At 56.5% G+C, this 26,874-nt stretch carries 19 protein-coding genes, 2 tRNA genes and 4 rRNA genes; 15 read left to right on the top strand and 10 right to left on the bottom strand.

Annotated elements, in window-relative coordinates; all coding sequences use genetic code 11:
- Positions 1-12 precede the first annotated feature (12 nt).
- Together N1030_RS11625 and N1030_RS11620 are read left to right on the top strand one after the other, a co-directional pair.
- Positions 13-1,482 (top strand): Rne/Rng family ribonuclease, encoded by a 1,470-nt coding sequence (locus tag N1030_RS11625; RefSeq protein ID WP_265825646.1) that lies wholly within the window; start codon positions 13-15, stop codon positions 1,480-1,482.
- Between the two features lie 2 nt (positions 1,483-1,484).
- Entirely contained in the window at positions 1,485-2,042 is a 558-nt protein-coding gene (locus tag N1030_RS11620) for an epoxyqueuosine reductase QueH (RefSeq protein WP_265825645.1), read from the top strand.
- Positions 2,043-2,177: 135 nt separating this feature from the next.
- On the opposite strand, the gene N1030_RS11615 is transcribed toward N1030_RS11620, so the two are convergent.
- From N1030_RS11615 to hypD, 3 genes are all read right to left on the bottom strand, one after another.
- Positions 2,178-2,855, bottom strand: a complete 678-nt coding sequence (locus N1030_RS11615; protein ID WP_265825644.1) for an HAD-IB family phosphatase — start codon at positions 2,853-2,855, stop codon at positions 2,178-2,180.
- 235 nt (positions 2,856-3,090) lie between these two features.
- On the bottom strand, positions 3,091-4,128 hold the full coding sequence (hypE, locus tag N1030_RS11610; RefSeq protein ID WP_265825643.1) for a hydrogenase expression/formation protein HypE: 1,038 nt from the start codon (positions 4,126-4,128) through the stop codon (positions 3,091-3,093).
- A gap of 18 nt (positions 4,129-4,146) precedes the next feature.
- On the bottom strand, positions 4,147-5,232 hold the full coding sequence (gene hypD, locus N1030_RS11605) for a hydrogenase formation protein HypD (RefSeq protein WP_265825642.1): 1,086 nt from the start codon (positions 5,230-5,232) through the stop codon (positions 4,147-4,149).
- A 219-nt stretch (positions 5,233-5,451) separates the two neighbouring features.
- Here hypD and N1030_RS11600 point away from each other — a divergent pair, with 219 nt between their 5' ends.
- From N1030_RS11600 to N1030_RS11585, 4 genes are all read left to right on the top strand, one after another.
- A complete protein-coding gene (locus N1030_RS11600; protein ID WP_265825641.1) occupies positions 5,452-6,096 on the top strand; it encodes an HD domain-containing protein in 645 nt (214 codons plus the stop codon).
- Positions 6,053-6,973, top strand: a complete 921-nt coding sequence (locus N1030_RS11595) for a D-alanine--D-alanine ligase family protein (protein ID WP_265825640.1) — start codon at positions 6,053-6,055, stop codon at positions 6,971-6,973. Before N1030_RS11600 ends, N1030_RS11595 begins: the two co-directional genes overlap by 44 nt.
- 10 nt (positions 6,974-6,983) lie before the next feature.
- Positions 6,984-8,267 (top strand): 3-deoxy-D-manno-octulosonic acid transferase, encoded by a 1,284-nt coding sequence (locus N1030_RS11590; protein ID WP_265825639.1) that lies wholly within the window; start codon positions 6,984-6,986, stop codon positions 8,265-8,267.
- 153 nt (positions 8,268-8,420) lie between these two features.
- Positions 8,421-9,332 (top strand): hypothetical protein, encoded by a 912-nt coding sequence (locus N1030_RS11585; protein ID WP_265825638.1) that lies wholly within the window; start codon positions 8,421-8,423, stop codon positions 9,330-9,332.
- A gap of 314 nt (positions 9,333-9,646) precedes the next feature.
- Here N1030_RS11585 and N1030_RS11580 read toward each other — a convergent pair whose 3' ends face one another.
- The 3 genes from N1030_RS11580 to N1030_RS11570 form a co-directional block, all read right to left on the bottom strand.
- The gene (locus N1030_RS11580; RefSeq protein ID WP_265825637.1) at positions 9,647-10,951 is read right to left on the bottom strand and encodes a TRAP transporter large permease; all 1,305 of its coding nucleotides are present in this window, start codon (positions 10,949-10,951) and stop codon (positions 9,647-9,649) included.
- A 14-nt stretch (positions 10,952-10,965) separates the two neighbouring features.
- The gene (locus N1030_RS11575; RefSeq protein WP_265825636.1) at positions 10,966-11,436 is read right to left on the bottom strand and encodes a TRAP transporter small permease; all 471 of its coding nucleotides are present in this window, start codon (positions 11,434-11,436) and stop codon (positions 10,966-10,968) included.
- A gap of 120 nt (positions 11,437-11,556) precedes the next feature.
- Positions 11,557-12,630, bottom strand: coding sequence for a DctP family TRAP transporter solute-binding subunit (locus tag N1030_RS11570; RefSeq protein ID WP_265825635.1), 1,074 nt, complete (start codon positions 12,628-12,630; stop codon positions 11,557-11,559).
- 496 nt (positions 12,631-13,126) lie between these two features.
- On the opposite strand from N1030_RS11570, the gene trpB reads away from it, so the two are divergent.
- From trpB to rrf (N1030_RS11535), 7 genes are all read left to right on the top strand, one after another.
- The gene (gene trpB / locus N1030_RS11565; RefSeq protein WP_265825634.1) at positions 13,127-14,347 is read left to right on the top strand and encodes a tryptophan synthase subunit beta; all 1,221 of its coding nucleotides are present in this window, start codon (positions 13,127-13,129) and stop codon (positions 14,345-14,347) included.
- Positions 14,348-14,778: 431 nt separating this feature from the next.
- A 16S ribosomal RNA gene (locus N1030_RS11560) occupies positions 14,779-16,320 on the top strand.
- Positions 16,321-16,387: 67 nt separating this feature from the next.
- Positions 16,388-16,464: transfer RNA gene (locus tag N1030_RS11555), tRNA-Ile, on the top strand.
- A gap of 116 nt (positions 16,465-16,580) precedes the next feature.
- Positions 16,581-16,656 (top strand) — tRNA-Ala (locus tag N1030_RS11550).
- 158 nt (positions 16,657-16,814) lie between these two features.
- Positions 16,815-19,741: ribosomal RNA gene (locus N1030_RS11545) — 23S ribosomal RNA — on the top strand.
- Positions 19,742-19,856: 115 nt separating this feature from the next.
- A 5S ribosomal RNA gene (gene rrf, locus N1030_RS11540) occupies positions 19,857-19,971 on the top strand.
- Between the two features lie 171 nt (positions 19,972-20,142).
- Positions 20,143-20,257, top strand: a 5S ribosomal RNA gene (rrf, locus tag N1030_RS11535).
- Together the 16S, 23S and 5S rRNA genes with 2 tRNA genes alongside form the textbook arrangement of a ribosomal RNA operon.
- A 553-nt stretch (positions 20,258-20,810) precedes the next feature.
- On the opposite strand, the gene N1030_RS11530 is transcribed toward rrf (N1030_RS11535), so the two are convergent.
- The 3 genes from N1030_RS11530 to N1030_RS11520 form a co-directional block, all read right to left on the bottom strand.
- Positions 20,811-21,086, bottom strand: coding sequence for a rhodanese-like domain-containing protein (locus tag N1030_RS11530; protein WP_265825633.1), 276 nt, complete (start codon positions 21,084-21,086; stop codon positions 20,811-20,813).
- Positions 21,087-21,210: 124 nt separating this feature from the next.
- Positions 21,211-22,452: a hypothetical protein gene (locus N1030_RS11525; protein WP_265825632.1), complete on the bottom strand. Its 1,242-nt coding sequence runs from the start codon at positions 22,450-22,452 to the stop codon at positions 21,211-21,213.
- Between the two features lie 174 nt (positions 22,453-22,626).
- The gene (locus N1030_RS11520) at positions 22,627-24,195 is read right to left on the bottom strand and encodes an SDR family oxidoreductase (RefSeq protein ID WP_265825631.1); all 1,569 of its coding nucleotides are present in this window, start codon (positions 24,193-24,195) and stop codon (positions 22,627-22,629) included.
- Between the two features lie 152 nt (positions 24,196-24,347).
- Here N1030_RS11520 and N1030_RS11515 point away from each other — a divergent pair, with 152 nt between their 5' ends.
- Positions 24,348-24,614 (top strand): SemiSWEET family sugar transporter, encoded by a 267-nt coding sequence (locus N1030_RS11515; RefSeq protein WP_265825630.1) that lies wholly within the window; start codon positions 24,348-24,350, stop codon positions 24,612-24,614.
- A 1,001-nt stretch (positions 24,615-25,615) separates the two neighbouring features.
- A complete protein-coding gene (locus tag N1030_RS11510; RefSeq protein ID WP_265825629.1) occupies positions 25,616-25,876 on the top strand; it encodes a hypothetical protein in 261 nt (86 codons plus the stop codon).
- A 94-nt stretch (positions 25,877-25,970) separates the two neighbouring features.
- On the opposite strand, the gene speB is transcribed toward N1030_RS11510, so the two are convergent.
- A complete protein-coding gene (speB, locus tag N1030_RS11505) occupies positions 25,971-26,825 on the bottom strand; it encodes an agmatinase (protein WP_265825628.1) in 855 nt (284 codons plus the stop codon).
- Between the last annotated feature and the right edge of the window lie 49 nt (positions 26,826-26,874).

Here is a 26,874-nt window from a genome sequence, read left to right as displayed (position 1 = left end):
ACGAGGAAACATATGAGCAGCTCCCAGAAAAAGGGCAGACGCAAACTGTTTATCAGTGTGCTGCCTGGTGAGCAGGTAGAGGTGTCTCTCGCCGAAGAGGGTTCCGTACAGGAATACTATGTGGAAATGGTCCACCAGGCGAAGACCAAGGGTAATATCTATAAAGGTACCATCAACAACATCGATACGAACCTGCAGGCCGCCTTTGTCAGCTACGGCGCGGAAAAGAACGGCTTTCTGCAGATAGATGAAGTGCATCCGGAATACTATTCCGCACCGCACGATCCGAACAAGGGACGCAAGTACCCCCTTATCCAGAAAGTGCTCAAGGCAGGCATGGAAGTGCTCGTGCAGGTGGTGAAGGAACCCACCGGCACCAAGGGCGCGTTCCTGACCTCCTATCTTTCTCTTCCCGGACGTTTTCTCGTCCTTACTCCCGGCCGCGACCAGATAGGCGTCTCCCGCAAGGTGGAGGACGACAAGGAACGTCAGCGCCTGAAAAAGCTTCTGGAAGGCCTTGACCCCGGCGAGAACCTCGGCGTTATCGTACGCACCGTGAGCGTGGATCAGCCCAAGACCGCCATGCAGCGCGACTTGAGCTTCCTGAAGCGTTTGTGGAAAGACGTGCGCAAGAAGGCCACCACCGAGCCTTCTCCCAGCCTGATCTATCAGGAACGCGACCTCGCCACCCGTTCCATCCGCGACTATCTTACCGACGACGTGACGGAAGTGTGGGTGGATGACGAGAACACCGCCAAGTCCGTTGAAGAATTCGCCAGCCTCGTGTTCCCGCGTCGCGGCCTGCAGGTGCGCCTGCACACCGCACCGGAAACCTCGCTGTGGGAACGCTTCAACCTGCAGAAGCAGATAGAGCAGATCTATTCCCGCGAAGTGACCATGCCTTCGGGCGGCAGACTGGTCTTCGACCAGACTGAAGCGCTCATGGCCATCGACATCAACTCCGGCAAGATCGCGGGCAAGACCAATTTCGAATCCATGGCCCTGAAGACCAACACCGAAGCCGCCATGACCATCGCCCAGCAACTCAAGCTGCGCGATATCGGCGGGCAGGTGGTCATCGACTTCATCGAAATGCGCGATCGCAACCACTGGCGCGAGGTGGAAAAGACCCTGCGTCAGGCCATGAAGAACGACCGAGCCCGTCATGATGTGGGCAAGATGAGCCGCTTCGGCCTGCTGCAGGTGGTGCGCCAGCGCCTTGGTTCCTCGGCTCTGTCCATCAGTTCCGAACTGTGTCCCTGCTGCGGCGGCTCCGGCACGCGTCGCAACATGGAATGGCAGGCCCTTCAGGCCCTCAAGGATATTTTGCAGAAGATTACCCACGGCAAGCACAACGGTTCCATGCGCTATGAATGCAACGGCGAACTGGCCCTGTACCTGCTGAACCACAAGCGCGAACGCCTTTTCGAGATGGAGCAGAAGTTTGATCTGCGCATCGAGGTTACTCCCAAGAAGGATTAGCCATGGCTCGCGTGTTGCTCCATATCTGCTGCGGCCCCTGCGCCATCGTGCCGGTGCGCCGCCTGCAGGAAGAAGGTTTTGAAGTGACGGGGTTCTTCTGGAACCCCAATATCCATCCGCTGCAGGAATACATGCGGCGGCGGCAGGCGGCTGCCGAGGTGGCCGAGCGGCTGGGCATTCCCGTCATATTCAAGGACAACGAATACGACCCCAAGGTCTGGTTTCGTGCCGTGAGCTACCGGGAGGAAAACCGTTGCTTCCATTGTTATGCGTTGCGGCTGGAACGCGCTCTTGCCATCGCCACGCGTGGAAAGTTCGATTTCGTCTCCACCACTGTCCTGTATTCCAGAAAGCAGAAGCATGACATGCTGCGCCAGCTTGGAGAGGACATGACCAAGGACGGCCCTGTCTCGTTTCTCTATCGCGATTTCCGCACCGGATGGGAGGAAGGCATAGAGACCTCGCAGGAATGGGGTATCTACCGCCAGCAGTACTGCGGATGCCTCTACAGCGAGAATGAGCGGTATGCCCGCGATCTGCGGGATTTGAATAAGAAGTAGGTGTTGTGACGTCTGGCCCCGCTTGCCATCAAATACGATGGTGGTTGGGAAGGGGGCTGTAACGCCGCAACGTTTTCAGACGGTAAAAGCCGGAAGCAGCAGCTTCCGGCTTTTTTTATTGGTCTCAAAAGGTGGTTATGAGCCTGCCTGCTCCTTAAGCAGAGCTTCGGCAATGTCGGCCCAGCGGGAGAAGGGGCGGGCGATTTCGCCGCGTTCCTTCAGCGCTTGCATGAGCTGGCCGCGTGCGAAACGCAGGTGCGATGGCACGCAGAGGGCGGCGGGCAGGTCGGTGTTCCCGTCACCGGCGTAGGCTACTGTGGCTCCGCGCTGCTGATGGAAGCGGACGATGGCCGCCTTGTCCACGCCGTTGTCGGGGGCATAGAACGGTGAATCCTTCGGGGGGATCATTCTGAGGCCGGTGGCCGGACTGTATTCTCCGCCGTTGGTGTGCAGCTCCAGATCGCCGTCCGGACCGATCGTGACACCAGCCTTGCCCAGAATGGGTCGTATGTACCAATCACAGCCTGCGGATGCCACCACCACACGCCATCCGGCGTCGCGCAGCTTTCTTATGCACGTCGCCAGCTGCGGGTCCGGCTCTGCCTTGTCGATCAGAGCTCGTAGCTCATGTTCCGGCACCCTGATCTGGAAAAATGTTGTCTGCAGGGCATCAAAGTGGGAGAGCCTGCCGGCGCGGTGTTCTTCCCAAGGGGTGACAGCATCGGTGATGAACCCGCTTTCCAGTGCAAGGGCGTCAAAGTCATGGGCGGTGATGGTGCCGTCGAAATCGCTCACCAGTATGAATTCAGGCATGTGTGCTCCGTGCAGTTGTCGTGGAGATAAGCGTGTTGTCGTAGTGATCGCACAGTCGATTTTCAGTATCGGGCGGAGCATATCAGATGATGGGGTGAGTGCAACCCTTCAGCCTTTCGGTACAAAACGAAAGCGGGACGTGTGAAGTTTGATTTGCCTGCATCTCCTTCCCTCGACATACAAAAAAGCTCCGCCGGATGGTCCGGCGGAGCTTCGTTTTTAGGAATGCGTCAGGCTAGCAGATGCGCGGCAGCTGTTCGCCTTCCAGCATGGCAAGCAGGCGGTGGCCGCCGAGGGGCGTTTCCAGCACGACCTGTCCGGCCTTGCCGGGGCCGTCGTCACCATTGCGTACGGTGCCGACCTGAGCGGCGTCTGCACCGTAGGGCATGGAGCGCATCAGTTCCAGCGCTGCTTGTGCTTTTTCCTGCGGCAGAATGCAGATGAGCTTGCCTTCGTTGGCAAGGTAGAGCGGGTCAAGGCCGAGGAAGGAGCAGCCGTTGCGTACGGATTCGCGTACGGGCACATCGCCTTCGCGCAGGTTGATGCATACGCCGGACTGTCCCGCGATTTCGTTCAGGGTGGTGGCGAGTCCTCCGCGGGTAGGGTCGCGCAGTACGTGGATATCGCCGATCTGCGAGATCAGGGCTTCCACCATGTGGTTGAGCGGCGCGGAGTCGCTCTTGATGTCCGTGGCGAAGTTCAGGCCTTCGCGACCGGAAAGTACGGTAAGTCCGTGATCGCCCATGGTGCCGGAAACGAGCACTGCGTCGCCGGGCTGCGCACTGCTGCCGGTGGGCGCGGGGCTGGCGAATATCTCGCCGATGCCGGTGGTGTTGATGAACACCTTGTCCACGGCGCCACGGGGTACGACCTTGGTGTCGCCGGTGACGATGGTCACGCCCGCTTCGTTGGCAGCGTTGGCCATGGAGGCCACAATGCGCTCCAGCGTCTCCATGGGCAGGCCTTCTTCAAGGATGAAGCCGCAGGAGAGGTACTTGGGGCGTGCGCCCATCATGGCCACGTCGTTCACGGTGCCGTGCACGGCAAGGGTGCCGATGTCGCCGCCCGGGAAGAATATGGGGTCAACGGTGTAGCTGTCCGTGCTCATGGAGAGGGGGCCGACAATCTCAAGCCGTGCCGCATCGTTCATGGCGTTCAGGATCGGGTTGTCGAAATATTTGAAGAACAGGCTGCCGATGAGCCGGTTGGATGCCTGCCCGCCGCTGCCGTGGTCCAGAAGTAGCGTCTGTTCTGCGAGAGTTGCTTTGCTCATGATCGTCCGTTGCTGGCGTTAAACCGAGTATTTGTAGTAGGCAGCGCAGCTGCCTTCCGTGGAAACCATGCAGGGGCCGACGGGCTTGGCAGGGGTGCATCCCTTGCCGAAAAGGGGACAGTCGCCGGGTTGCATCTTGCCCTTGAGCACCTCGCCGCATTTGCAGCCGGGGGTGGGGGGCGCTTCAGTCACGGTGATGTCGAGGGCCTTGAGAGCATCGAAGTTGGAGAACTCGTCCCTGAAGACAAGGCCACTCTCGGGAATGCAGCCCACGCCTCGCCACAGGGCATCCGCAGTCTCGAAGACGGAGAACATGACCTCGCGGGCGCGTGCGTTGCCGGAGTCGGATACGGCGCGCTTGTACTGGTTGACGATGCTGTAGTCTTCCTTCTTGCGCTGTTCCACCATGATGAGCAGCGATTCCAGAATATCCACGGGATCGAAACCGGTGATGACGCCGGGGGTTTTGTAATTCTGCGCCACAAATTGGTAAGGCTCCAACCCGAGAATGGTGGAGACGTGTCCGGGCAGCAGGAAGCTGTCGATGGCGCATTCGGGGTCGTCCAACAGTACCTTGAGCGCCGGCGGCACCAGTTTATGGAAGGAAAGCACCTTGAAATTGTTCAGTCCCTGCTGCTTGGCCATGAGCACGGTGCCAGCGATGGTGGGGGCGGTGGTTTCGAAGCCCACGCCGAGAAACACGACGGTGTCGCCGGGATTCTTGATCGCCAGTTGCAGCGCGTCGATCGGAGAATACACTATCTCAATGCGGGCGCCTTCCGCCTTGGCCAACTTGAGGTTGCGTCCCTTGGGGCCGGGGACGCGCATCAGGTCGCCGAAGGTTGCGAGGATGACGTCGTCGCGGCCTGCGAGATCGAGGAACGCGGCCACTTCGCTTTCGTGCGTGACGCATACGGGACATCCGGGGCCGGAAAGATGGGTGATACCTTCGGGCAGAAGCGGGCGAAGGCCGCTCTGGAAAATTGCTACGGTATGCGTTCCGCATACCTCCATGAATCTGAGGGGCTGGTCCAGTTCGGAGTGGAGGCGTTCGAGAAGCCCCTTGCAAAGCGCGGGGTCTCTGAAGGATTCAGCTACGTTCACTATGGCCCTTCCTTGCGAGATTGGGGTTGCGGCAGGCAGTCAGACGGGTACCGCTCCCATTTGACCGTTTCATTGTGCTACGCGCCAGCCGTCACCCTGTCAACGGGGCAACGATTCTTTGAATTGTCAAACAACTTTGCATTTTGCATACGTACTTGCTAAAGGCAAAGGGCGGGGCTACTCTTCCCCCACAGAACCGTGAACCGTACAGGATCATTCATGACAGGCCAGCCCGTACAGCAGAAATCCTCGTTGCATCAAGAGTCTACGCCGCCCTTGCAGTTTGCCAACAACCCGCAGTGGCAGGTGCCGGATGCGGCCATGTGCCGCAGGCAATGGGATAAATACGGCATGCCTGAGCATATCCGCGAACATAGCGAGCATGTGGCGCTTGTTGCCGGTTTCATAGCCGAAACCGCAGCGCAGACCGGCATGACCGTGGATGTACCCTGCGTGACAGCCAGCGCTTTGCTGCACGATATTGCCAAGTCCTACACCATTGTGCACGGGGGCAATCATTCCCAGCTCGGTGCCAGCATCGTCATGGAAGTGTGCGGCAACCCGCACATTGCGCAGGGTGTGCTGCACCACGTGCACTGGCCGTGGCACATTGACGTGGATGCGTGGTTTCTGCCGCTGTCCATCATCTATGCGGACAAACGCGTCATGCATGACAGCGTGGTAACGCTGGATGAGCGCTTCGACGACCTGTACGTGCGTTACGGCAAGACAGAACGGATCCGCCAGCGGATACATGAATCCTATCTGCAGGCGGTGGCCATAGAAACAGCTTTCAGCAGAAGGATGGGAATTCCTCTCAATGCGTATTCTCTTGATAGCGGGCGGATGGTCCAGCGAACGTGAGGTTTCGCTTTCCGGTGCCCGCGGTATAGAAAAAGCGCTTCTGGCGCTTGGTCATGATGTTACGCGGTTCGACCCCGCAACCTCCATGGACGGGTTGCTCGAAGCTGCATCCTCCCACGATTTCGCCTTCATCAACCTGCACGGCTCCCCCGGTGAGGATGGCCTGGTTCAGGCCATGCTGGAAAACGCCGGTTGTCCCTATCAGGGGTCAGGTCCGGCCGGTTCCTTCCTTGCCTTGAACAAGGCGGTAGCCAAGCAGGTCTTCGTGCGTCACGGGCTGCCCACTCCCCCATGGGTATTTCTGGCCGAGCTGCCTGCGGAAGACTGGCAGCCATCGCTTCCCTATCCGCTTTTCGCCAAGTCCAATACGGGGGGCTCCAGCCTCGGTCTTTCTCGCGTGGATTCGCAGGAAACGCTGCATGCTGCCCTCAAGGCCATCTTTGAGACCGGCGACGAGGTGATCATCGAACCCTCGGTCCCCGGCGTGGAAGTGACCTGCGGCGTGCTCGGCGACAGGGCATTGCCTCCGGTGCTCATCATGCCGGAGAGCGGTGCGGGCTTCTTTGATTACAAGGCCAAATACACCCCTGGCGCGGCGCGCGAGGTATGTCCTGCCCCCATCCCGGATGAGGTGACAGCAGAGGTGCAGCGCATGGCGCTGACGGCGCATAAGGCGCTGGGGCTCAACGGCTACAGCCGCGCAGACTTCATACTTGATCCGGATGGCGGCCTGCACTTGCTGGAAGTGAACACCCTGCCCGGGATGACCCCCACCAGCCTGTTGCCGCAAGAGGCCGCAGCCGTCGGTTTCAGCTTCGAGGATCTTATCGCCGAACTCATCAAACTGGGCCTCGCTTCCGCGCAGCGTCCATCCTAAAGGCAGTTTCATGACGCTCAGCTTCTCCAATTCCCTGTTGCTCAAGGCCTACAGTTCTCTCTGGACCATCCTCCGACCCGTGCTGGCGCGTAACAAGCGTCTGCGGCACGGTCTGAACCAACGTCTGGTTCCGGATGACTGGGCTACCACCACGGATGTGTGGGTGCAGGCGGCATCGGGCGGAGAAGCCTATCTGAGCTGGGAGCTGCTCAAGCATCTGCCCGTGAATGTGTCGGAAGGCAGGGCTTTCAACCTGCTTCTCACCACCTGCACGCTGCAGGGGATGGAGGTGCTGGAAAAGGCCAAGGCGTGGTGCGCGGAGCACCGTCCCGACTTGACTATTCAGCTGCGCTACTTCCCCTTCGACAAGCCTTCGCTCATGCGCAAGGCTCTGCGGCTTGCCGCGCCCAGAGCGGTGGCTTTGCTCGAAACGGAGCTATGGCCGGGACTGCTGGCCGCCTGCAAGGAACGGGATGTGCCCGTGGCCGTGCTGAATGGCCGCATGAACACGCGCAGTCTGGCAGGATATCTGGCAACGCCGTCTCTGTGGAAGGAGCTGCGGCCCGAAACCGTGCTGGCCATTTCCGAGTGCGATGTGCGCCGTTATGCCGCCTTGTTCGGCGAGCGGAGCATGCACGTGATGCACAACATGAAGTTCGACAGGGTTCAGCCTGTGGACACCGAAGCGCCCAATCCGCTGCTGAATACGGTGCTCAAGGAGAATACCCCGCTTGTTACCCTCGGTTCCGTGCGTATGGAAGAAGAGCCTGAGGTGCAGATGCTTATCCGCAAGCTGCGGGAGGCTCGGCCCAAGACCAGCATCGCCCTCATCCCCCGCCACATGGAACGGGTGGTTTCATGGGAGGCCTGGCTGCGCCGTGAAGGTGTCGACATGGTGCGTCGCAGTGCCGTTGACGCGCCGCCCGCTCCGGGGACGGTCATCCTGTGGGATGAGTTCGGGGAATTGAACCATGCCTATGCGCTTTCCCGCGCTGTGTTTGTGGGGGGCAGCCTTGCTCCGCTCGGCGGACAGAACTTCCTTGAGCCGCTTGCCTTTGGCGTGACGCCTGTGATCGGGCCTTCCTACAGCAATTTCGCGTGGGCGGAAGGGTTGATTGACGATAAGCTGGTGCAGGTTGCCGGAGATGTGAACGAAGTGTTTGAGCAGTTGCTTCGCAACCTCAAGCGTCCTGCCGTGCGGGACAAGGTGCAGAAGCAGTTTTCCGAGTGGCTTGCCCTGCGTCAGGGCGGTTCGGATGCCGCCGTGAATGCCTTGCTGACAGTGATGCAGTAAACGGTCTGACCATGATGCATATTGCCCCCTCCGTGCTTTTCGCGGACGGGGGCTTTTTTATTGCTGAGAATGGCCGGGAAAAACTAATGCATGGCGGAATGTCTGCAAAGAGTGTAACCTTACAGGCAGAACAAACGCCTGCGAGGATGTTTCATGGAGAGAGAAAACAGGCATCTCTATGATTTTGTCGATCCCACTGTCAGTGACGATGTGCTGGGGGAAACGGTGCACATTGCAGTCTTGCTTGGGGTGGGCGAGGTAGAGAGCGAGTTGGCCGCAGTTCATGCGGACGTGGTGCGGCTCTTTGGGGGGGCGTATCCGGGATTCCGCAGAAGCACGGCAAAATATCATAATCTGGAGCATACGTCTTCCGTGGTGCTGGCGACAGCCCGGTTGTTGCACGGCTGTGTACTCGCCGGGGTGACGCAGGTCTCGCCGCGTGGTTTTATGCTGTGTGTGCTGGCCGCCTATTTTCATGATGTCGGTCTCATTCAGGAAGAAGGAGACACTGACGGCACGGGTGCCAAATATACAGTTGGGCACGAAGAGCGCAGCATTGCCTTCATGCGGACTTATCTTGGCGCGCGGGGCTATGCAGAAGCGGACCTGCTGGATTGTGCGGACATGATCCGCTGCACCATTCTGGCCGCATCTCCCGATGACGTGGTATTTTCCAGCGAAGAGATCAGTGTGCTGGGGCGCATCATCGGTACCGCCGATCTTGTGGCCCAGATTGCCGACAGGACCTATCTTGAGAAGTTGCGGCTGCTGTTTCTTGAATTCGAGGAAGCCAAGCTGCCCGGGTTCACTTCGGAACTGGAGCTTATCATGAAGACGGAAGCCTTTTATACCAATGTGGCCAAGCGGCGGTTGGAAGGTTCTCTGCTGGGGCTGAACGTGCACATGCGCAGGCATTTCAGGGAACGCTGGGGACTGGACGACGACCTATATCAGAAGGCCATAGACGGTAATATCAGTTACATTTCCGAGCTGGCAGAGCGTTGCCGCACGAATCCTAGATGCTACGAGAAAATGCTGCGGCGGGATATTCCTCAGGAAGGCTAGGCTGCAACCGGACAAGACTCTCGGCTTCCGGAATGTCCGAAGGTATTGCGCCTGGGATTGAAGCAGGAAAGCGAAGTATCAGTGTTTGCTACCGGGGGCGGGGGGCACGCACGTCGGAGACAGGAATAGAAATGGCTTTGTCAGCAAAAAACTATTCCCGTTAAGCCGGAGTTGTGGGTAACAAACGGATTTTCATCGCTTATACGAGGTGCAGGAACGTTAGGTTCCTGCCCGGCGGAGCCAATAACTACCAGAAATGACTTTGTAAGCAGTCTGTGGCCGGAGGAGAAATCCTCCGGCCTTTGTTTGTGCTGTTATCCGCTCAGGCCCAGCATGGTGGGCATGAAGGTGGACAGGGAGGGGAAGGCCACCACAATGGTCAGTGCGATGAGCGCGGCCAGAATCAGCGGCAGGGCCGGTTTGCTTATCTCTTCCATGGTCAGGCCGGAGATGTTGGCCCCCACGTAGAGGTTGACGGCCACCGGCGGTGTTACCTGTCCGATGGCGAGGTTGATGGTCATCATTACGCCGAACCATATGGGGTCCCAGCCGAAGTGCGCGATGAGCGGCAGCATGATGGGCAGGAACACATAATAGATGGATATGGCGTCCAGCACCATTCCCGCCAGCAGCAGGATGATGTTGATCATGAACAGGATGATCCATTGGTTTTGTGAAATGCCCAGCATCACGGAGGAGGCCTTTTCGATGAGTCCCACGGTGGAACCCACCCATGAAAACAGACCGGCGCAGGTAACCACGATCATGACCACGGCTGTGCCGTGTACCGTGGCGGCGAAGATTTCGAAGAGTTCACTCACGGACCGGATGGTCTTGTAGATGAATATGCCCACGAACAGGCCGTAAAATACGGCAACGGCTGCGGCTTCCGTTGGGGTGAATACGCCTCCGTAAATGCCGCCAAGGATGATGACCGGCGTCATGACGCCCCAGAAGGCGCGCTTGAAGGCCTGTCCCACGGAAGGGGCATTCGGTTCGCAGCTGCCTCGGTACCCCTTCTTGTGGCTGATGATCCACACGGCGATGACGATACAGAGCGCCACCACGATGCCGGGAATGAAGCCTGCGGCAAACAGGGCGGGAACGGAGACGTTGGCCACGCCGCCGTACACGATGAAGGCGATGCTGGGGGGGATGACGATGGCAAGGCCGGAGGTGACAGAAACCACTGCCGTGGCAAAGGGTTTGTCATAGCCCGCGCAGGCCATGCCGGGAATGAGGATGAGTCCCAGTGCGGCCACGGTGGCGGGGCCGGAGCCGCTAACCGCGCCCCAGAAGGTGGCGACTGCAACGGTGGCAATGGCCAGGCCGCCTGTCATGGAGCCCACAAGGGCCTTCATCAGGTCCACGATGCGGGAGGCAATGCCCGCCTTCTCCATGATGATGCCCGCGAGAATGAAGAAGGGAATGGCCAGCAGGGGAAACTTGGCCACGCCAGCATAGAAATTGTAGGAAAGCATCTCGTAGCCGAGATCCCAGTGCCACGCCACTGCGAGCGCTGCGCCGCCAAGGGCCACGGCAATGGGCACGCGCAGCAGCAGGGGAACGATGAAGAGCAGCAGGGCCCAGAAGGCCGGATCGTGCAGCAGTGATTCCATGGTGGTGTTTCTCCCTATATGTTGCCGTTACGCCAGTCGTGCCACACGCGCTGGAGTATGCGGATGATGATGAGCAGGGAGAAGGCAGGAGTGGCAATGGTGTACCACCACACGGGAATGGCGAGGGATTCGGTGGTGACTTCAAGGTCTATTTCGTCCCGCACTTCCGTAAGTCCCAGATAGAAGAGGACTGCGAAAAAGCCCAGCGATGCCGCGAGAAACACCACGTAGCAGATGCGCTGTCCCCATTTGGGGAGGGCGTCGTAGAACATGGTCACGCCCAGGTGGCTATCCTTGCGGAAGGCGAACGCCGTCCCCAGCAGCACTACCCACACAAACAGGTTCACGGTGATTTCTTCGGTCCAGGCGAGAGACATTTTGATGCAATAGCGGGTGATTACATTGATGAAGGCAATGCTCACCATGACGAACAGCAGAGCCGATCCGAGCAGTTCCTCGAACCGCTCGCATACAAATTTGATCATGTTTCGAATCCTCAGTGCGCGGGCGGATATCTGGTGTTGCCGTTTTCTGCGGTGCAGTGTCGGCAAACGGAAAATCAGCGGGACGGAAGACATCGTCATTCCGTCCCGCTGGGCGTGGTGTTAGCGTGCGGAAGCCATGTCGGCTTCGGCAGCCTTGACGAGGTCTTCGCCGATCTGCGGAATCCAGCGTTCGCGAACAGCGGCCGTGGCGTCATGGAACGCCTTGGTCTGTTCCGGGGTGAGCTGGATGACCGTCATTCCGTTGCTTTCGAGGAAGGCAAAGGGATCAGCGATCTCGGGCACCATGTTGATGCTCTTCAGGTAGGCGAGGGATTCGCCGTTATCCATGCCGATGCGGGCGATGGCCTTGCTGTAACGTTCGGCTTCTGCTGCACATTCCAGAAGAATCTTCTGGTCTTCGGGGGTGAAAGAGGCCCAGACCTTGGGGTTCACGCCCATGAGCAGGGGGTCGATCAGGTAATGCCAGTTGGTCAGGAACTTGTGATAGTTCCAGATCTTTACGGGAATGCAGATGCCGTTCACGGGGTTTTCCTGTCCGTCAACAACGCCCTGCTGGAAGCCGGTGGTGGCTTCCGCCCAGTTCATGTTCACGGGGTTGGCACCAAGTTCCTTGAAGGCGTCGATGAAGATGGGGCTGCCCACAACGCGGATCTTCAGGTCCTTCAGGTCTGCGGGGGTGGCAACGGGGCGCTTGCTGTTGGTCAGCTCGCGGAAGCCGTTTTCACCCCAGCCAATGATCTTCACGCCCTTCTTTTCAATGGCGTCGATCATCATTTTGCCGGCTTTGCCTGCTTCAATGGCGTCCAGCGCCTTGTAGCGGTCGGGCTCCATGGCGAGCATGAAGGGCAGGGCGGGCAGGTTCAGTTCCTTGATCTGGGGCGACCAGTTGATGGTGGAGGCAAGGGCGAAGTCGATGGCGCCGTTGCGGACCATGAGGAATTCCGAAGTCTGCTTGCCCGCCAGCAGCTGGCTGGCGAAATAGGGTTTGATGACGATGCGGCCGTCGGTCTTCTTGGCGACAAGGTCGGCAAAGTAGGTGGCAGAAAGCCCCCAGCCGGAAGTTGCACCCGGAACCACACTGAGCTTGTACTCCTGCTTGTATCCGGCAAAGGCCGGAAGTGCGGAGCTGACCAGGACGAGTAACGCAATGGCGAGATGAAACGCCTTTTTCATGGATGACACACTCCCTTATAATGGTTCCTGACTGCATGTGCGCAAATCTGTTGTGCGCACGGATCGTGTCCGTCCGGTGTTTGCCGTGCTTCCCCGGATAACGTTTGGTGAAGCAAGCATTCACACCAGCGGGTTAAGGTGTATGTGTGTTTTTACAAAATTGCAATAAGAACGGGTGTGCCGGGATGATACTGTCAGGTAGTCATGCTGGGGGCTCAAGCTAGAGCTGGCGCGGTGTGGAACCTTCAGGCAGGCTTGTGCGCGAGACTCGCTTGACAAGGATGTTAAAACGACATTACAAGCTTGCTCATGAATAACGTACCTGCCTGTTTCCTCTCTCTTCGCAACTGGTGGTGGCGCTGGTAATCAGCGCCGTGGGGACGTTATTGTTTTGCGAAGAGTGAAACGGACAACGTAAAATGCTAACCGCGGCAGTCAAAAACTGGCCGCGTTTTTTTTTGGCCGGTACTCTGCCAACATGAAAGGAGATTATGCAATGTCTACTTCTGCTACCCTTCCCAATGCTGATGGTTTCTTTGGCGAGTTCGGCGGCCAGTTCGTACCCGAGCCGCTCAAGCCCATTTTGAATGAACTTGCGGCCGCGTTCGAACAGTATCGCAACGATCCAGAATTCCTCCGTGAATTCAACTACTACCTGAAGCAGTTTTCCGGTCGTGAGACCCCGGTCTATCTGTGCTCCAACCTGACGGAGAAGCTTGGCGGCGCGAAGATCTATCTCAAGCGTGAAGACCTGAACCACCTTGGTGCACACAAGGTGAACAATACCATCGGTCAGATTCTTCTGGCCAAGCGCATGGGCAAGCGGAAGATCATCGCCGAGACCGGCGCCGGTCAGCATGGTGTGGCCACTGCGGCTACGGCAGCGCTTATGGGCATGGAGTGCACCATCTATATGGGCGCAGTGGACGTGGAGCGTCAGAAGCTGAACGTGTTCCGCATGCAGATGATGGGCGCCAAGGTCGTTGCCGCACAGAGCGGGCAGAAGACCCTGAAGGAAGCCGTTGACGAAGCCCTTGCCGCATGGGTTCAGGAGGCAGACACCACCTTTTATCTGCTCGGGTCCGCCGTGGGACCGCATCCGTATCCTGCCATCGTGCGTGAATTCCAGTCTATTGTCGGTCGTGAAGCCAAGCGTCAGATGCAGGAAGCGGAAGGCCGCCTGCCCGACTACTGCGTGGCCTGCGTAGGTGGCGGTTCGAATGCCATCGGCCTGTTCGCGGAGTTCATCGGCGATCCGTCCGTCAAGCTGGTGGGTGTTGAGCCTTCCGGTCGCGGGCTTGAGTACGGCCAGCATGCAGCAACCCTGTGTCTTGGTGAGCCCGGTGTCATGCACGGATTCAATTCTTATATGCTCAAGGACGGACAGGGTGAGCCCGCAGAGGTGTATTCCATCTCGGCCGGTCTGGACTACCCCAGCGTTGGTCCTGAGCATGCCTACCTGAAGGACGCGGGCAGGGCCGAATATGTGCATGCCAGCGATAAGGAAGCGCTGGACGCCTTCTTCATGCTTTCCCGTATGGAAGGTATCATTCCGGCGCTGGAATCTTCGCATGCGTTGGCGCATGCCATACGTATTGCGCCTACTCTCAGCAAGGATACCATCATTCTGGTGAACCTGTCCGGTCGCGGCGACAAGGACGTGGCGCAGGTGGAAGCCATGGTGGCTGACGGCACAGTGGTGCCGCCTGTATTATAATAGTAAGAGACGTCTTGAATGGGAAAGGGGCGGAAGCCCCTTTTTTTTGTGATTTCAGTGTGTTGCAGAAGAATAATGAAAAAAGATAAAAAATGGGTTGACGAGTGAGGGGGTTTTGCATAGAACCGCTCTCGCTTCGACGGACGGCGCTGAAAACAAGGCCGCAAAGCCTTGCAGCTGTCTGGCGGAGTTGTTCTTTTTACAGCCGAAACGAGATCGACGCCACTTGAAAGAAAAAACAAAAAGTGGTTGACACGGGAAAGAGAATGGTGCAGAACGCCATCTCGCGCTTGCTGAAAGCGAGCGCCTCTCTCGGTCGGAAGATCGGCGGAACTTGAGGTTCTTTGACAATTAAATAGCGAGTTGGACAGAAAGATATCAGCTAGCGTGATTGAGGGAATTAGCCCCCTTAATCATGAAGACACAGATTTAAACTGGAGAGTTTGATTCTGGCTCAGATTGAACGCTGGCGGCGTGCCTAACACATGCAAGTCGAACGAGAAAGTTCCTTCGGGAATGAGTACAGTGGCGCACGGGTGAGTAACGCGTGGATTATCTACCTATGGGTCTGGAATAACAGTTGGAAACGACTGATAATACTGGATAATATGGCAACGTTAAAGGTGGCCTCTGCTTGCATGCTACTGCCCATAGATGAGTCCGCGTCTCATTAGCTAGACGGTAGGGTAACGGCCTACCGTGGCAACGATGAGTAGCAGGCCTGAGAGGGTGGCCTGCCACACTGGGACTGGAACACGGCCCAGACTCCTACGGGAGGCAGCAGTGGGGAATATTGCGCAATGGGGGAAACCCTGACGCAGCGACGCCGCGTGGAGGATGAAGGTTTTCGGATCGTAAACTCCTGTCAGAAGGGAAGAACCCTGCGAAGAATAATACGCTTCGCAGCTGACGGTACCTTCAGAGGAAGCACCGGCTAATTCCGTGCCAGCAGCCGCGGTAATACGGAAGGTGCAAGCGTTAATCGGAATCACTGGGCGTAAAGCGCTCGTAGGTTGCTTTGTAAGTCAGGTGTGAAAGCCCACGGCTCAACCGTGGAATTGCACTTGATACTGCATTGCTAGAGTTCGGGAGAGGGTAGTGGAATTCCAGGTGTAGGAGTGAAATCCGTAGAGATCTGGAGGAACACCAGTGGCGAAGGCGACTACCTGGACCGATACTGACACTGAGGAGCGAAAGCGTGGGGAGCAAACAGGATTAGATACCCTGGTAGTCCACGCTGTAAACGATGGATACTAGGTGTCGGGGGCTTGACCTTCGGTGCCGTAGCTAACGCGTTAAGTATCCCGCCTGGGGAGTACGGTCGCAAGGCTGAAACTCAAAGAAATTGACGGGGGCCCGCACAAGCGGTGGAGTATGTGGTTTAATTCGATGCAACGCGAAGAACCTTACCTAGGCTTGACATCCCTGGAACCTTCCCGAAAAGGAAGGGTGCTCTTCGGAGAACCAGGAGACAGGTGCTGCATGGCTGTCGTCAGCTCGTGCCGTGAGGTGTTGGGTTAAGTCCCGCAACGAGCGCAACCCCTATTCTTAGTTGCCATCAGGTGATGCTGGGCACTCTAGGGAGACTGCCCGGGTTAACCGGGAGGAAGGTGGGGACGACGTCAAGTCATCATGGCCCTTACGCCTAGGGCTACACACGTACTACAATGGCGCGTACAAAGGGCAGCGATACCGTGAGGTGGAGCCAATCCCAAAAAGCGCGTCTCAGTCCGGATAGGAGTCTGCAACTCGACTCCTTGAAGTCGGAATCGCTAGTAATCCCAGATCAGCATGCTGGGGTGAATGCGTTCCCGGGCCTTGTACACACCGCCCGTCACACCACGAAAGTTGGTTCTACCCGACATCGGTGAGCTAACCCGCAAGGGAGGCAGCCGCCTACGGTAGGGCTAATGATTGGGGTGAAGTCGTAACAAGGTAGCCGTAGGGGAACCTGCGGCTGGATCACCTCCTTTAAGGAAATTTGTCCAACTCGCTATTTAATTGCAAGGAGCTTCGCTCTGAAGTTCTTTGAAATTCGATGGGCCTATAGCTCAGCTGGTTAGAGCGCACGCCTGATAAGCGTGAGGTCGGAAGTTCAAGTCTTCCTAGGCCCACCATCAACTCCCATAATAACACTGAATAGTGTATTAACACCGATACGAGAGTGTCGGTGCGTTACCTGCCTCATACGAAATGAGGGCGCAACTGGTAACGGGGAAGAGGTTTACCAAGTGGGGATGTAGCTCAGCTGGGAGAGCACCTGCCTTGCAAGCAGGGGGTCATCGGTTCAATCCCGTTCATCTCCACCACTTAAAACCTCTGATGGATCGGATTCGCTCTTTTACAAGTAGATGTTTGATAGTTCGCACCGTGAATCATGGTGCCTGCAATCCAAGTATCAACTTGGCTGAGGCTTTTGTGCCTCTGCTCATTGACAATCGATAGGGACGGAAAGGAAGTCTAAGAAAAATAAGTTATTAAGGGCATTTGGTGGATGCCTTGGTGCCAGAAGGCGATGAAAGACGTGGTAGGCTGCGATAAGCAGCGGGGAGGAGCCAAACATCCTTTGATCCGCTGATCTCTGAATGGGGAAACCCAACCGGAGTCATGTCCGGTTATCCTTGAGCTGAATACATAGGCTCTTGGAGGCGAACCCGGGGAAGTGAAACATCTCAGTACCCGGAGGAGAAGAAATCAAACGAGACTCCCTCAGTAGCGGCGAGCGAACGGGGATTAGCCCAAACCGGCTGGTTTCGACCAGTCGGGGTTGTAGGGCGGCCATCATCGATCTGTTAGTAAATAGGGGAACGAGCTGGGAAGCTCGGCCATAGAGGGTGAAAGCCCCGTACCTGAAGTTGAACACAGCGTAGGCCGTACCTGAGTACTGCGGGACACGTGAAACCCCGTGGGAATCTGGGAGGACCATCTTCCAAGGCTAAGTACTCTCTGGCGACCGATAGTGTACCAGTACCGTGAGGGAAAGGTGAAAAGAACCCCTGTTAGGGGAGTGAAATAGAACCTGAAACCATTTGCCTACAAGCTGTGGGAGCATCCTTGAGATGTGACCGCGTGCCTTTTGCATAATGAGTCAGCGAGTTACTCTACAGTGCAAGGTTAAGCGAAAGTGGAGCCGTAGCGAAAGCGAGTCTGATAAGGGCGACAAGTACTGTGGAGTAGACCCGAAACCGGGTGATCTATCTATGAGCAGGTTGAAGCTCAGGTAAAACTGAGTGGAGGACCGAACCAGTATCGGTTGAAAACGATTTGGATGACTTGTGGATAGGGGTGAAAGGCCAATCAAACCCGGTGATAGCTGGTTCTCTCCGAAATATATTGAGGTATAGCCTCGAGGGAGTTTAGCGGGGGTAGAGCACTGACAGGGCTAGGGGGCTCACCAGCTTACCAAACCCTATCAAACTCCGAATACCGCATAAATGCTCCTCGGGAGTCAGACTGCGACTGAGAAGGGCCGTAGTCGAGAGGGAAAGAGCCCAGACCGACAGCTAAGGTCTCCAAATCCATGCTCAGTGGAAAAGGTGGTGGAATTTCACAGACAGCCAGGAGGTTGGCTTAGAAGCAGCCATCCTTTAAAGAAAGCGTAATAGCTCACTGGTCTAGAGATTCTGCGCCGAAAATGTAACGGGGCTAAGCATGGTACCGAAGCTTCGGACTTGATTTATCAAGTGGTAGGAGAGCGTTCTCTACTGGTTGAAGGTGTGTCGTAAGGCTAACTGGACGGTAGAGAAGTGATTATGCTGACATGAGTAACGATAAAACAGGTGAAAAACCTGTTCGCCGTAAGCCCAAGGTTTCCCGGGTAAAGGTAATCTTCCCGGGGTTAGTCGGCCCCTAAGGTGAGGCAGAAATGCGTAACCGATGGGAAACGGGTTAATATTCCCGTACCTGTGTGAATGTGCGATGGAGGGACGGAGAAGGATACGCAGGCCAGCTGTTGGATTAGCTGGTGCAAGTGTGTAGGCTTGGAAGATAGGCAAATCCGTCTTCCTTATGGCTGAGACACGATGCGGTGGCCGTATGGCCGTAAGCTGCCGAGTCCATGCTTCCAAGAAAAGCTTCTAAGTTTAGTTCACGCAGACCGTACCGCAAACCAACTCAGGTGGGCGGGATGAGTAATCCAAGGCGCTCGAGAGAACTCTGGTTAAGGAACTCGGCAAAATGACCCCGTAACTTCGGGATAAGGGGTGCTCTTTAGTGTGTCTGATTTACTCGTACAGCACTGAAGAGCCGCAGAGAAATGGCGGTGGCGACTGTTTACTAAAAACATAGGTCTCTGCTAAGTCGTAAGACGATGTATAGGGACTGACACCTGCCCGGTGCCGGAAGGTTAAGAGGAGAGGTCAGCGCAAGCGAAGCTTTGAATCGAAGCCCCGGTAAACGGCGGCCGTAACTATAACGGTCCTAAGGTAGCGAAATTCCTTGTCGGGTAAGTTCCGACCTGCACGAATGGTGTAACGATCTCCGCACTGTCTCAACCAGAGACTCGGTGAAATTGAAGTCGCGGTGAAAATGCCGTGTACCCGCAGCAAGACGGAAAGACCCTGTGCACCTTTACTATAGCTTGACATTGGGTTTTGGGTTGGCATGTGTAGGATAGGTGGGAGGCTTTGAAGCGTGCACGCCAGTGTGTGTGGAGCCATCCTTGAAATACCACCCTTGCCAATCTAAGGCTCTAATCCGATGCCGTTATCCGGCTCGGAGACAGTGTCTGGTGGGTAGTTTGACTGGGGCGGTCGCCTCCTAAAGAGTAACGGAGGCATGCAAAGGTTCCCTCAGGCTGATTGGAAACCAGCCGTTGAGTGCAAACGCATAAGGGAGCTTGACTGCAAGACAGACATGTCGAGCAGGGACGAAAGTCGGTGTTAGTGATCCGGTGGTTCCGAGTGGAAGGGCCATCGCTCATTGGATAAAAGGTACGCCGGGGATAACAGGCTGATCGCGCCCAAGAGTTCACATCGACGGCGCGGTTTGGCACCTCGATGTCGGCTCATCACATCCTGGGGCTGAAGCAGGTCCCAAGGGTACGGCTGTTCGCCGTTTAAAGTGGTACGCGAGCTGGGTTTAAAACGTCGTGAGACAGTTTGGTCCCTATCTGCTGTGGGCGTAGGAGACTTGAAAGGGCCTGCCCCTAGTACGAGAGGACCGGGGTGGACGAACCTCTAGTGGACCTGTTGTCGTGCCAACGGCATAGCAGGGTAGCTACGTTCGGAAGGGATAAACGCTGAAAGCATCTAAGCGTGAAGCCTGCCTTGAGATAAGGTCTCCCTCTCGCAAGAGCTAAAGGACCCAGGTAGACCACCTGGTTGATAGGCCGGAGGTGTAAGTGCAGCGATGCATTCAGCTTACCGGTACTAATAGTCCGTGCGCCTTATTTTTCTACTAAAATCTTCCTTTCCTCCCTATTTGATTCAAATTTTGGGTCAAGTCGCCGATGTGGCAACGGGGTAAATACCGTTCGCCTTCCCGACAGACGCAGACCCGAGAACTTTGTCTTGGTGGCCATGGAGGCGGGGGTACACCCGATCCCATTCCGAACTCGGAAGTTAAGCCCGCCATCGCCGATGATACTGCCAGGGAGCTGGTGGGAAAGTAGGCCGCCGCCAAGACTTATTTCCAGAACGAAAAACTCCGGTAACCGATGAGGGCCGGAGTTTTTCTAATTATGAGAGCGCACTGCATGTGCGACACAAATTTTGGGTCTCGGCTGTAAGCTGATGTGGCAGTGGGGCATATACCGCTCGCCTTTCCGGTACATGCAGCTGACCCGAGAATTTTGTCTTGGTGGTCATGGAGGCGGGGGTACACCCGATCCCATTCCGAACTCGGAAGTTAAGCCCGCCATCGCCGATGATACTGCCAGGGAGCTGGTGGGAAAGTAGGCCGCCGCCAAGACTTATTTCCAAGACGAAAAACTCCGGTAACCGATGAGGGCCGGAGTTTTTCTATTTATGGCTCCCGGCCTATTTTTCCGCCAGCGATCGGTATGCGCAAAGACAGGGAGGCAAGCAGGGACCGCGTTCCTGCGCAGCCGAGGCCTGATCCCGCGCACAGTAAGGGGCAGGCTACTCCATTCGGTCAGGAAAGTAGGCCACCGCCAAGACTTATTTCCAGAACGAAAACTCCGGTAACCGATGAGGGCCGGAGTTTTTCTGTCTGGTGAGGCCTCAATCCTGCAATGGATTATAATCTGCCCATGATTGAAAGATTGAGATGCTTAGCCTGCCGCTTTCTGTATTTTAAACTCAAATACAAAGCCCCGGATCATCTAAATCCGGGGCTATACGTTTCTCGTGTAATGAACACATCTCCCGCACACATTTTACTTATTCTCTGTCGGTAGCCCATCCCGGTGCCATTTGTGCCATCCGCCAAGCAGAGCTTTTGCATTGGTGAAGCCCAGTTCCTGAAGCGCAAGCACCACACGGGTGCTCGTGTATTCATTGGGTCAGGCGCAGTAGACAATAACTTCCTTATCCTTGGGAATGGCCACGGACCACATGGCAACATCTCTCAAACTGCCCCGAATGGCTCCCTTGATCTTCAACGTTGAGCCGCTCCAATCTGCCCCGCTGCGGGCGTCAACAATCACGGCTGTTTCAAGCTTGGTGAGAGCCTCGTCGGTAGATATTCTGGGAACATCTGCAGCCTGAACACTCAGCACAGTAAATGAGAGAATGAAGATCAGGGTTGCCCAAAGAATGCCTGGAATTTTGCCTTGCATGGTGCACCTCCCAATAAGGGGCCGTTAAAAACGGAGATGCCTGCAAATGTAGCATAGAATCCGTATGTGGCAAACAGCCTTTGCTATTTCGCTACGTGATAATAAGAAGCCTCAGGCGTTGCGATCATGCATCAGCTTGCTTGTTTTCAGCCTGAGGAGCAGCACCCTTCGGCGGTTCAGTCTGAGTGGGGGACTTGGCATAACCGAAAGCGAAAACAAATCCTGCAAAGGCTATGGCGCCAGTAGTGTAGGCAAGTAGTTCCAGATCGTCGCTGCGGGAGAAGGTCATCCATGATGCAAAGAGATAGACAAGCATGCCGAGGATGGCCAGAGGAGGTGTTTGCCCCTTCAGCAACAAGGAAAGGTTGATCAGCAGGTAACCGGCAAACCAGCAGAGCAACGCGGCGTTGATGAGGTTCTCAAGGCGGGGTTCTCCCGCCCAGCCAAAGGCAAGCAGGGCCGCAATGGAGAGGCAGAGCAAAACATGCAACTGTCTGCGAAGGACATCATTGTCCGGTTTTCTCAAGACGAATTGCAACTGCCTTGTAGTGGCTATAAGCAGCGACAGGATTGCTGAAAAGGTACCGAACACGACCGCAATTCCCATTATCTGCCGCCCCTTGTCGCCAAGGGCAATGCCAGCCATGAGAATGTGCGGAACCGTTGAACTGGACAGATCCAGCGGATCGGCAGAGCTAAGGCTGCCCCACTGGTAGACGACAAATACGCAGACAGCAATCATGAGTGCCATAAGGGCCCGTTGTGCTCCCTTACCAGCATCCGGTCGGGAGGCAAGGTCAAAGCCGAGCAGGGCCAGCAGGGCCAGATAAGCTCCCTTAAGCGGGTCGCCGCCTGTCGGAAAGAAGGGAGGTGTCCTCTGGGGGAACATGGTCGGGAACAGGCCTTCCATGCCGTGCGGTTGGGTAGCCATGGCACCGATGTAACCTACGGCTGCCAGCGCGATGAGCGTGGCAATGTATAGAATCACACCGCGAGGGGTAAGGGCCATAAGTGAGCCCGCAGCTATGAGCGCAAGCAGGGTGAAGGAGAAGGCAAGGTTGGGATACCAGCTCGCAAAGAGCTCATTGAAGCTGTAACCGGCTTCGGAAAGCCAGAGGGTTCCCAATGTAACTAGGGCGAGGATACGTGCTGCATTGATTACTCCAAGCCCGTACGCTCTGAATAACTTGTGGGCCTTGTTGCCGTCCTGCACCGCTCCCATGCCGTTGACGGTGGTAAGTGCACAGAGCATAGCCACAAGGAGAAAAAGACTGAACAGCATGCCGGTCAATCCGGAGCCGTTGCCAACCGCAACTAGCGCCCCCGGGGACAGCATGAAAGCAAGCGGCAGAAACAGGTCAAGCATCAGGGAACCTCCAGTAAATCCTTCGTAATCATAACAGGGGACTGGGGAAATGAAAACAAGGTTTGGCTATGGCTTAACCGCAAATAGATTATAATCACGCATGAGTTTGCTATTGCCCGCTACCGGCCTGTCAGCTTTTGGTGTGCTCCTTTCGTTCTGAGTCTGCGCATCAGGTTACAGTCTGCACTCTCCGGCATCATTGTCTTTATAGTTTTGTGGTCCGAGAATGATATCCTTGCCGGTTTTACGGGCAATGGCTCTCAGCATGCCGTTAAAGATGATCAGGTGGATGGGATACATCGCATACCAATAGAGTATCCCGGCGAGACCTCGCGGCAGGAAGCGGGCGATCATGATCAGTCTCGTCCCTGTGGGCATTGTCATATTGTCCGGCGTTTGCTGAAGGGGGTTGCCGTGAATATCTTCAAGTCTGAACTCCAGTAATGCCTCGCCGGGCAGGCGCATCTCCGCCTGCAGAAGAAGGCGTTTGCCGGGACGGATGTCCAGCACCCGCCAGAAATCAAGCGCATCGCCCACCAGCAATTCTTCGGGATTTCTTCTGCCTCGCCGCAGTCCCGGCCCTCCGATCAGCTTGTCCAAGAATCCGCGTAAGCGCCACAGCAAATCGCTCTGATACCAGCCGGTTTCTCCTCCGATGCGTTGAATGGGGAGCCATACCTCATCCCTTGTGGCGTGCAGGCTGATCTCATGGGCGCTGTAGAGAATGGTGCCGCCAGCAAATGGCGCGTCTCCGCAGGTAATCCATTCGGGTATCGGGGGCGTGCCGGAATCATTCCAACAGGTTGGCACCGTGTGCTGGCGTATACGATCCAAGGCCAGTCGAACGGCCTCGCGCATGCTAAGCAGCTTTTGTGGAACAAGTACCTGTATGGTGTTTTCCGAACAGACCGCCCTGTTGCGCAGCCCCTCGACCAGCGGGCGGGCCAGCGACGTGGGTACAGGGGTGACCAGATTCAGCCAAAGGGAACTGAGTGCGGGCGTGAGGGCGGGGACAGGGATGATGGCACGTTTGGGCAGCCCTGCTTCGTCTGCATACAAGTCAAAAAGCTCTTTGTAGGTCAGAATGTCTGGCCCGCCGATGTCGTAGGTGCGCCCGGTTGTTTCGGACACTTCCAATACCCCGGCCAGATATTCGAGCACGTTGGAAATGGCGATGGGCTGGCACTGCATGTGAACCCACTTGGGAGTAATCATGACTGGCAGCCTGTCTACAAGATAGCGCACCAATTCGAATGAGGCACTGCCGGAGCCAATGATCTGTGCCGCCCGCAGAACAGTTACCGGGACATCGGAGAGGGCCAGGATTTCGGCCACCTCAGCCCGGGACTTGAGATGCGGGCTCAAGTTGCGGTCATCGGGTACCAGGCCGGACAGATATACGATGCGTCTGGCAGAGCTGTGCTTAATGGCGCGGACCATATTGTAGGCGGCCTTGCGGTCGGCATCCTTGAAATCGTGATGTCTTGAGGTCATGGAGTGCACAAGGTAATACACGACATCACAGCCATGCAGGGCCTTGCGCAGGCTGTTTTCGTCGTGCAGGTCGCCTTCGACGATTTCCAGATGGGGGTGGGCCGCCCACGGACGGGAGGCAAGCTTGCGGGCAGAGCGCACCAGGGCACGTATATGATAGCCGCGTTCAAGCAGTAGTGGGACAAGCCTGCCGCCGACATAGCCGGTGGCACCGGTAACAAGAATGGATGGGGGTGAATCTGGCTGCATATTCTGTCCCGCCTGTTGAGTTGTTTCAGCGTGAAGACCGTCTGCATTTTTCAGTATAGCCGGAAGTGTGTCGAAACGGAATGCCTTACCGTCTTGCAGCTGTTCCGACTTAGCGCTAAATACAGGCATTATCCCGGAGTGGAGGTCCGTTCATGGTTTCGCCGCAAATGATCGAGCTTATCGGCTCCGTGGCTGCCTGTCTTACCACCTTTGCCTTTCTGCCGCAGGTGGTGAAGGTGTGGCGTACCAAGTCCGTACGCGACATCTCCCTTGTCACCTATGCATCGCTTACGCTTGGTGTATTCTTGTGGCTCCTCTATGGGGTAGGCATCAAATCTATTCCCGTTATCGTTGCTAACGGTATAACCTTTGTGCTGGCCGCATCCATTCTGGTCATGAAGGTGCGCTACTCAAGGTAATTATTGTATCTGGCAGCGGGGGCACCTCTCTTTCTGCATCGGGTTTTTTCGCTTTGCTTTTCCTGCGTGACACGGTACGGGGAAAGGCGGTAGCGACACCTTCCGCATGCAGTTGTACTGCACGTTGCTGCCGTTCTCCTTATGGCGGTTTGGCAAACCCGTCTGAGGCGACATAAGATGCTCCAGCACTCCGGGCTGGAACTCATTTTGGGCAGGGTTTTCCCTGCCCTCTGTGTTGGAATGGTGCAGCGGGAATTCTCTGGTCTTCCCCGGCTGCTGCTGGTAGGCTGTCAGCTACCCTGTCTGACAGAGGGTGCACAACCTTCGGCCCCGAAAAGGGAGCAGAATGACATTGGCGCACCATTCCGAAACGGAGTTTATCGTTTTCTTCGCTGGCGCGGAGAGTTGTTTACCTTCTATCCCCCAATCTGATTTTCTAATGCGTTCCCAAAGCCCGTGCGGCTACAGGACGCTCCATGGTTGAATCGTATCAAACCGGATTCAGCCCTTCAGTTGAGAAAGCCTCCGATACGTTAGAAACAAACAGTGAGCCCTGCGTAGGATGCGGCTGGTGTTGTCTGGATTATCCATGCGACCAGTCCATCCATCATCATGGCTACACCGATCGTTGTCCTGAGTTGTTCTGGTCTGCGGAACGGGCCCGTTATCTTTGTGCCATGGCTATGGACAAGGATGATGGGGCGTATATCCGTAAAGTGCAGCGTATGGGAGAAGGGTGCTGTGCCCCCTCCAATCGCTGGCGGAATGCAGTGAGGCAACGAGATTGATCCTGCCGGTATACCGGCAGCGTGCCCTGTTGTCGGATCGGGAAAGCAAAGCGCCCAAACGGGCGCTTTGCTATTGATATGGCAGTGTCGCCTGAGCAGTGCTTGGGTGTGGCGTCAGAAAAATGAGTTCCTGCATCTCCTTTTCACATACAGACTGTTGACCTTTTGTATACAATCTGTATTTCATAAGGAAATCAAGGAAGGAGAGGAGCCATGCCGCGTAGGGTAAAATCTGTTCGTGTGCCGGAAGAACTGAGCTCGCTCGATCTTTCCGGGGTCATTGCGGAGTGCGAAAAGTATCTGCGTGATCTGGAATCCGCCACTTTGCTCAAGCAGCATGGTGACAAGGAAGCTGCCGAAGCGCTTATCCGTGCCCGACAGCAGGATTTGGGCCGCAAGATCGGCATGAAGGTGTGGGAAGCACGCAAGGCGTTTGGCGCGGCCAAGCTTTCCAGACTGGAAGAGGAAGAGTAGAGGTTGGGTTCACAGGATTTTTTGGGCAAGACAAAGGCCGGGAGCGTTTGCTTCCGGCCTTTGTTTTTGAGCAGTATACAGAGCTTTTCCGTCGCTATCGTTTCGCCAGACGCTGCACGATTCCCATAAGATTGTAGGTCAGTTGAGCAGCGGCAAAGTCGGAGGCGTGATCGCCTTCCTTGGGGGCGAGTTCCACTACGTCCATGCCGATGACCATTCGGCCTGCCATGGCCTTTTCCAGCAATTTTATGGCCTGCCACCAGAGCACGCCGCCGGGCACAGGGGTGCCGGTGGCGCTGATGACCGACGGATCAAGGCCATCCACGTCGAAGGTGACGTAAATTGTTTGCGGAAAGTCGGCAGGCAGCAGGTTTTCAGGCATGCCGTTCATGGCAAGGTCGCGGGCGTCCAGATAGGAAAGGTTCTTTTCCTTGCGCAGGGCCACCTCTTCCTTGCAGAGGGCTCGCACACCGATGCCGAACACGGGCAGGCCGAGATCCAGCGCACGGTGCATGACACAGGCGTGGCTGTAGGGGCTGCCATCGTAGCTGTCGCGCAGGTCGGCATGAGCGTCAAACTGCACCACGCCGAATGTTCCGTATTTTTTTTGCAGGGCGCGCAGGGCACCCAGCGTGACGGTATGCTCGCCGCCCAGCATGACGGGAATGCCGTGTTCGGCCGCCTTGGTCACGGCATCTTCAATGCGCTCCAGCACCGTTTCCGCATTGCCGGAACAATCCATGGCCGGATGCGTATGAATGCCCAGCTCGGAAGCGTCTGAAAGACCGTCCCACACCTCCAGCTGGTCGGAGGCTTCCAGGATGGCGGCAGGGCCGTTCACCGTACCCCCTCCATAGGAAACGGTGGCCTCAAAGGGGGCCGGTACAACCTGAAACAGACACTGTTCAGGCGTGGACTCTTCAAGTTCGGAAGCAAGAAAACGGTTCATGATAATCTCCGTTGAGTTCATTCGTATGATTCGGCGCAGATTGCATTCT

The sequence above is a fragment of the Desulfovibrio mangrovi genome (assembly GCF_026230175.1).
GTDB lineage: Bacteria > Desulfobacterota > Desulfovibrionia > Desulfovibrionales > Desulfovibrionaceae > Halodesulfovibrio > Halodesulfovibrio mangrovi.
The sequence above is the reverse complement of the archived record's forward strand: the minus strand, read 5'-3'. Positions and strand labels throughout refer to the sequence as shown.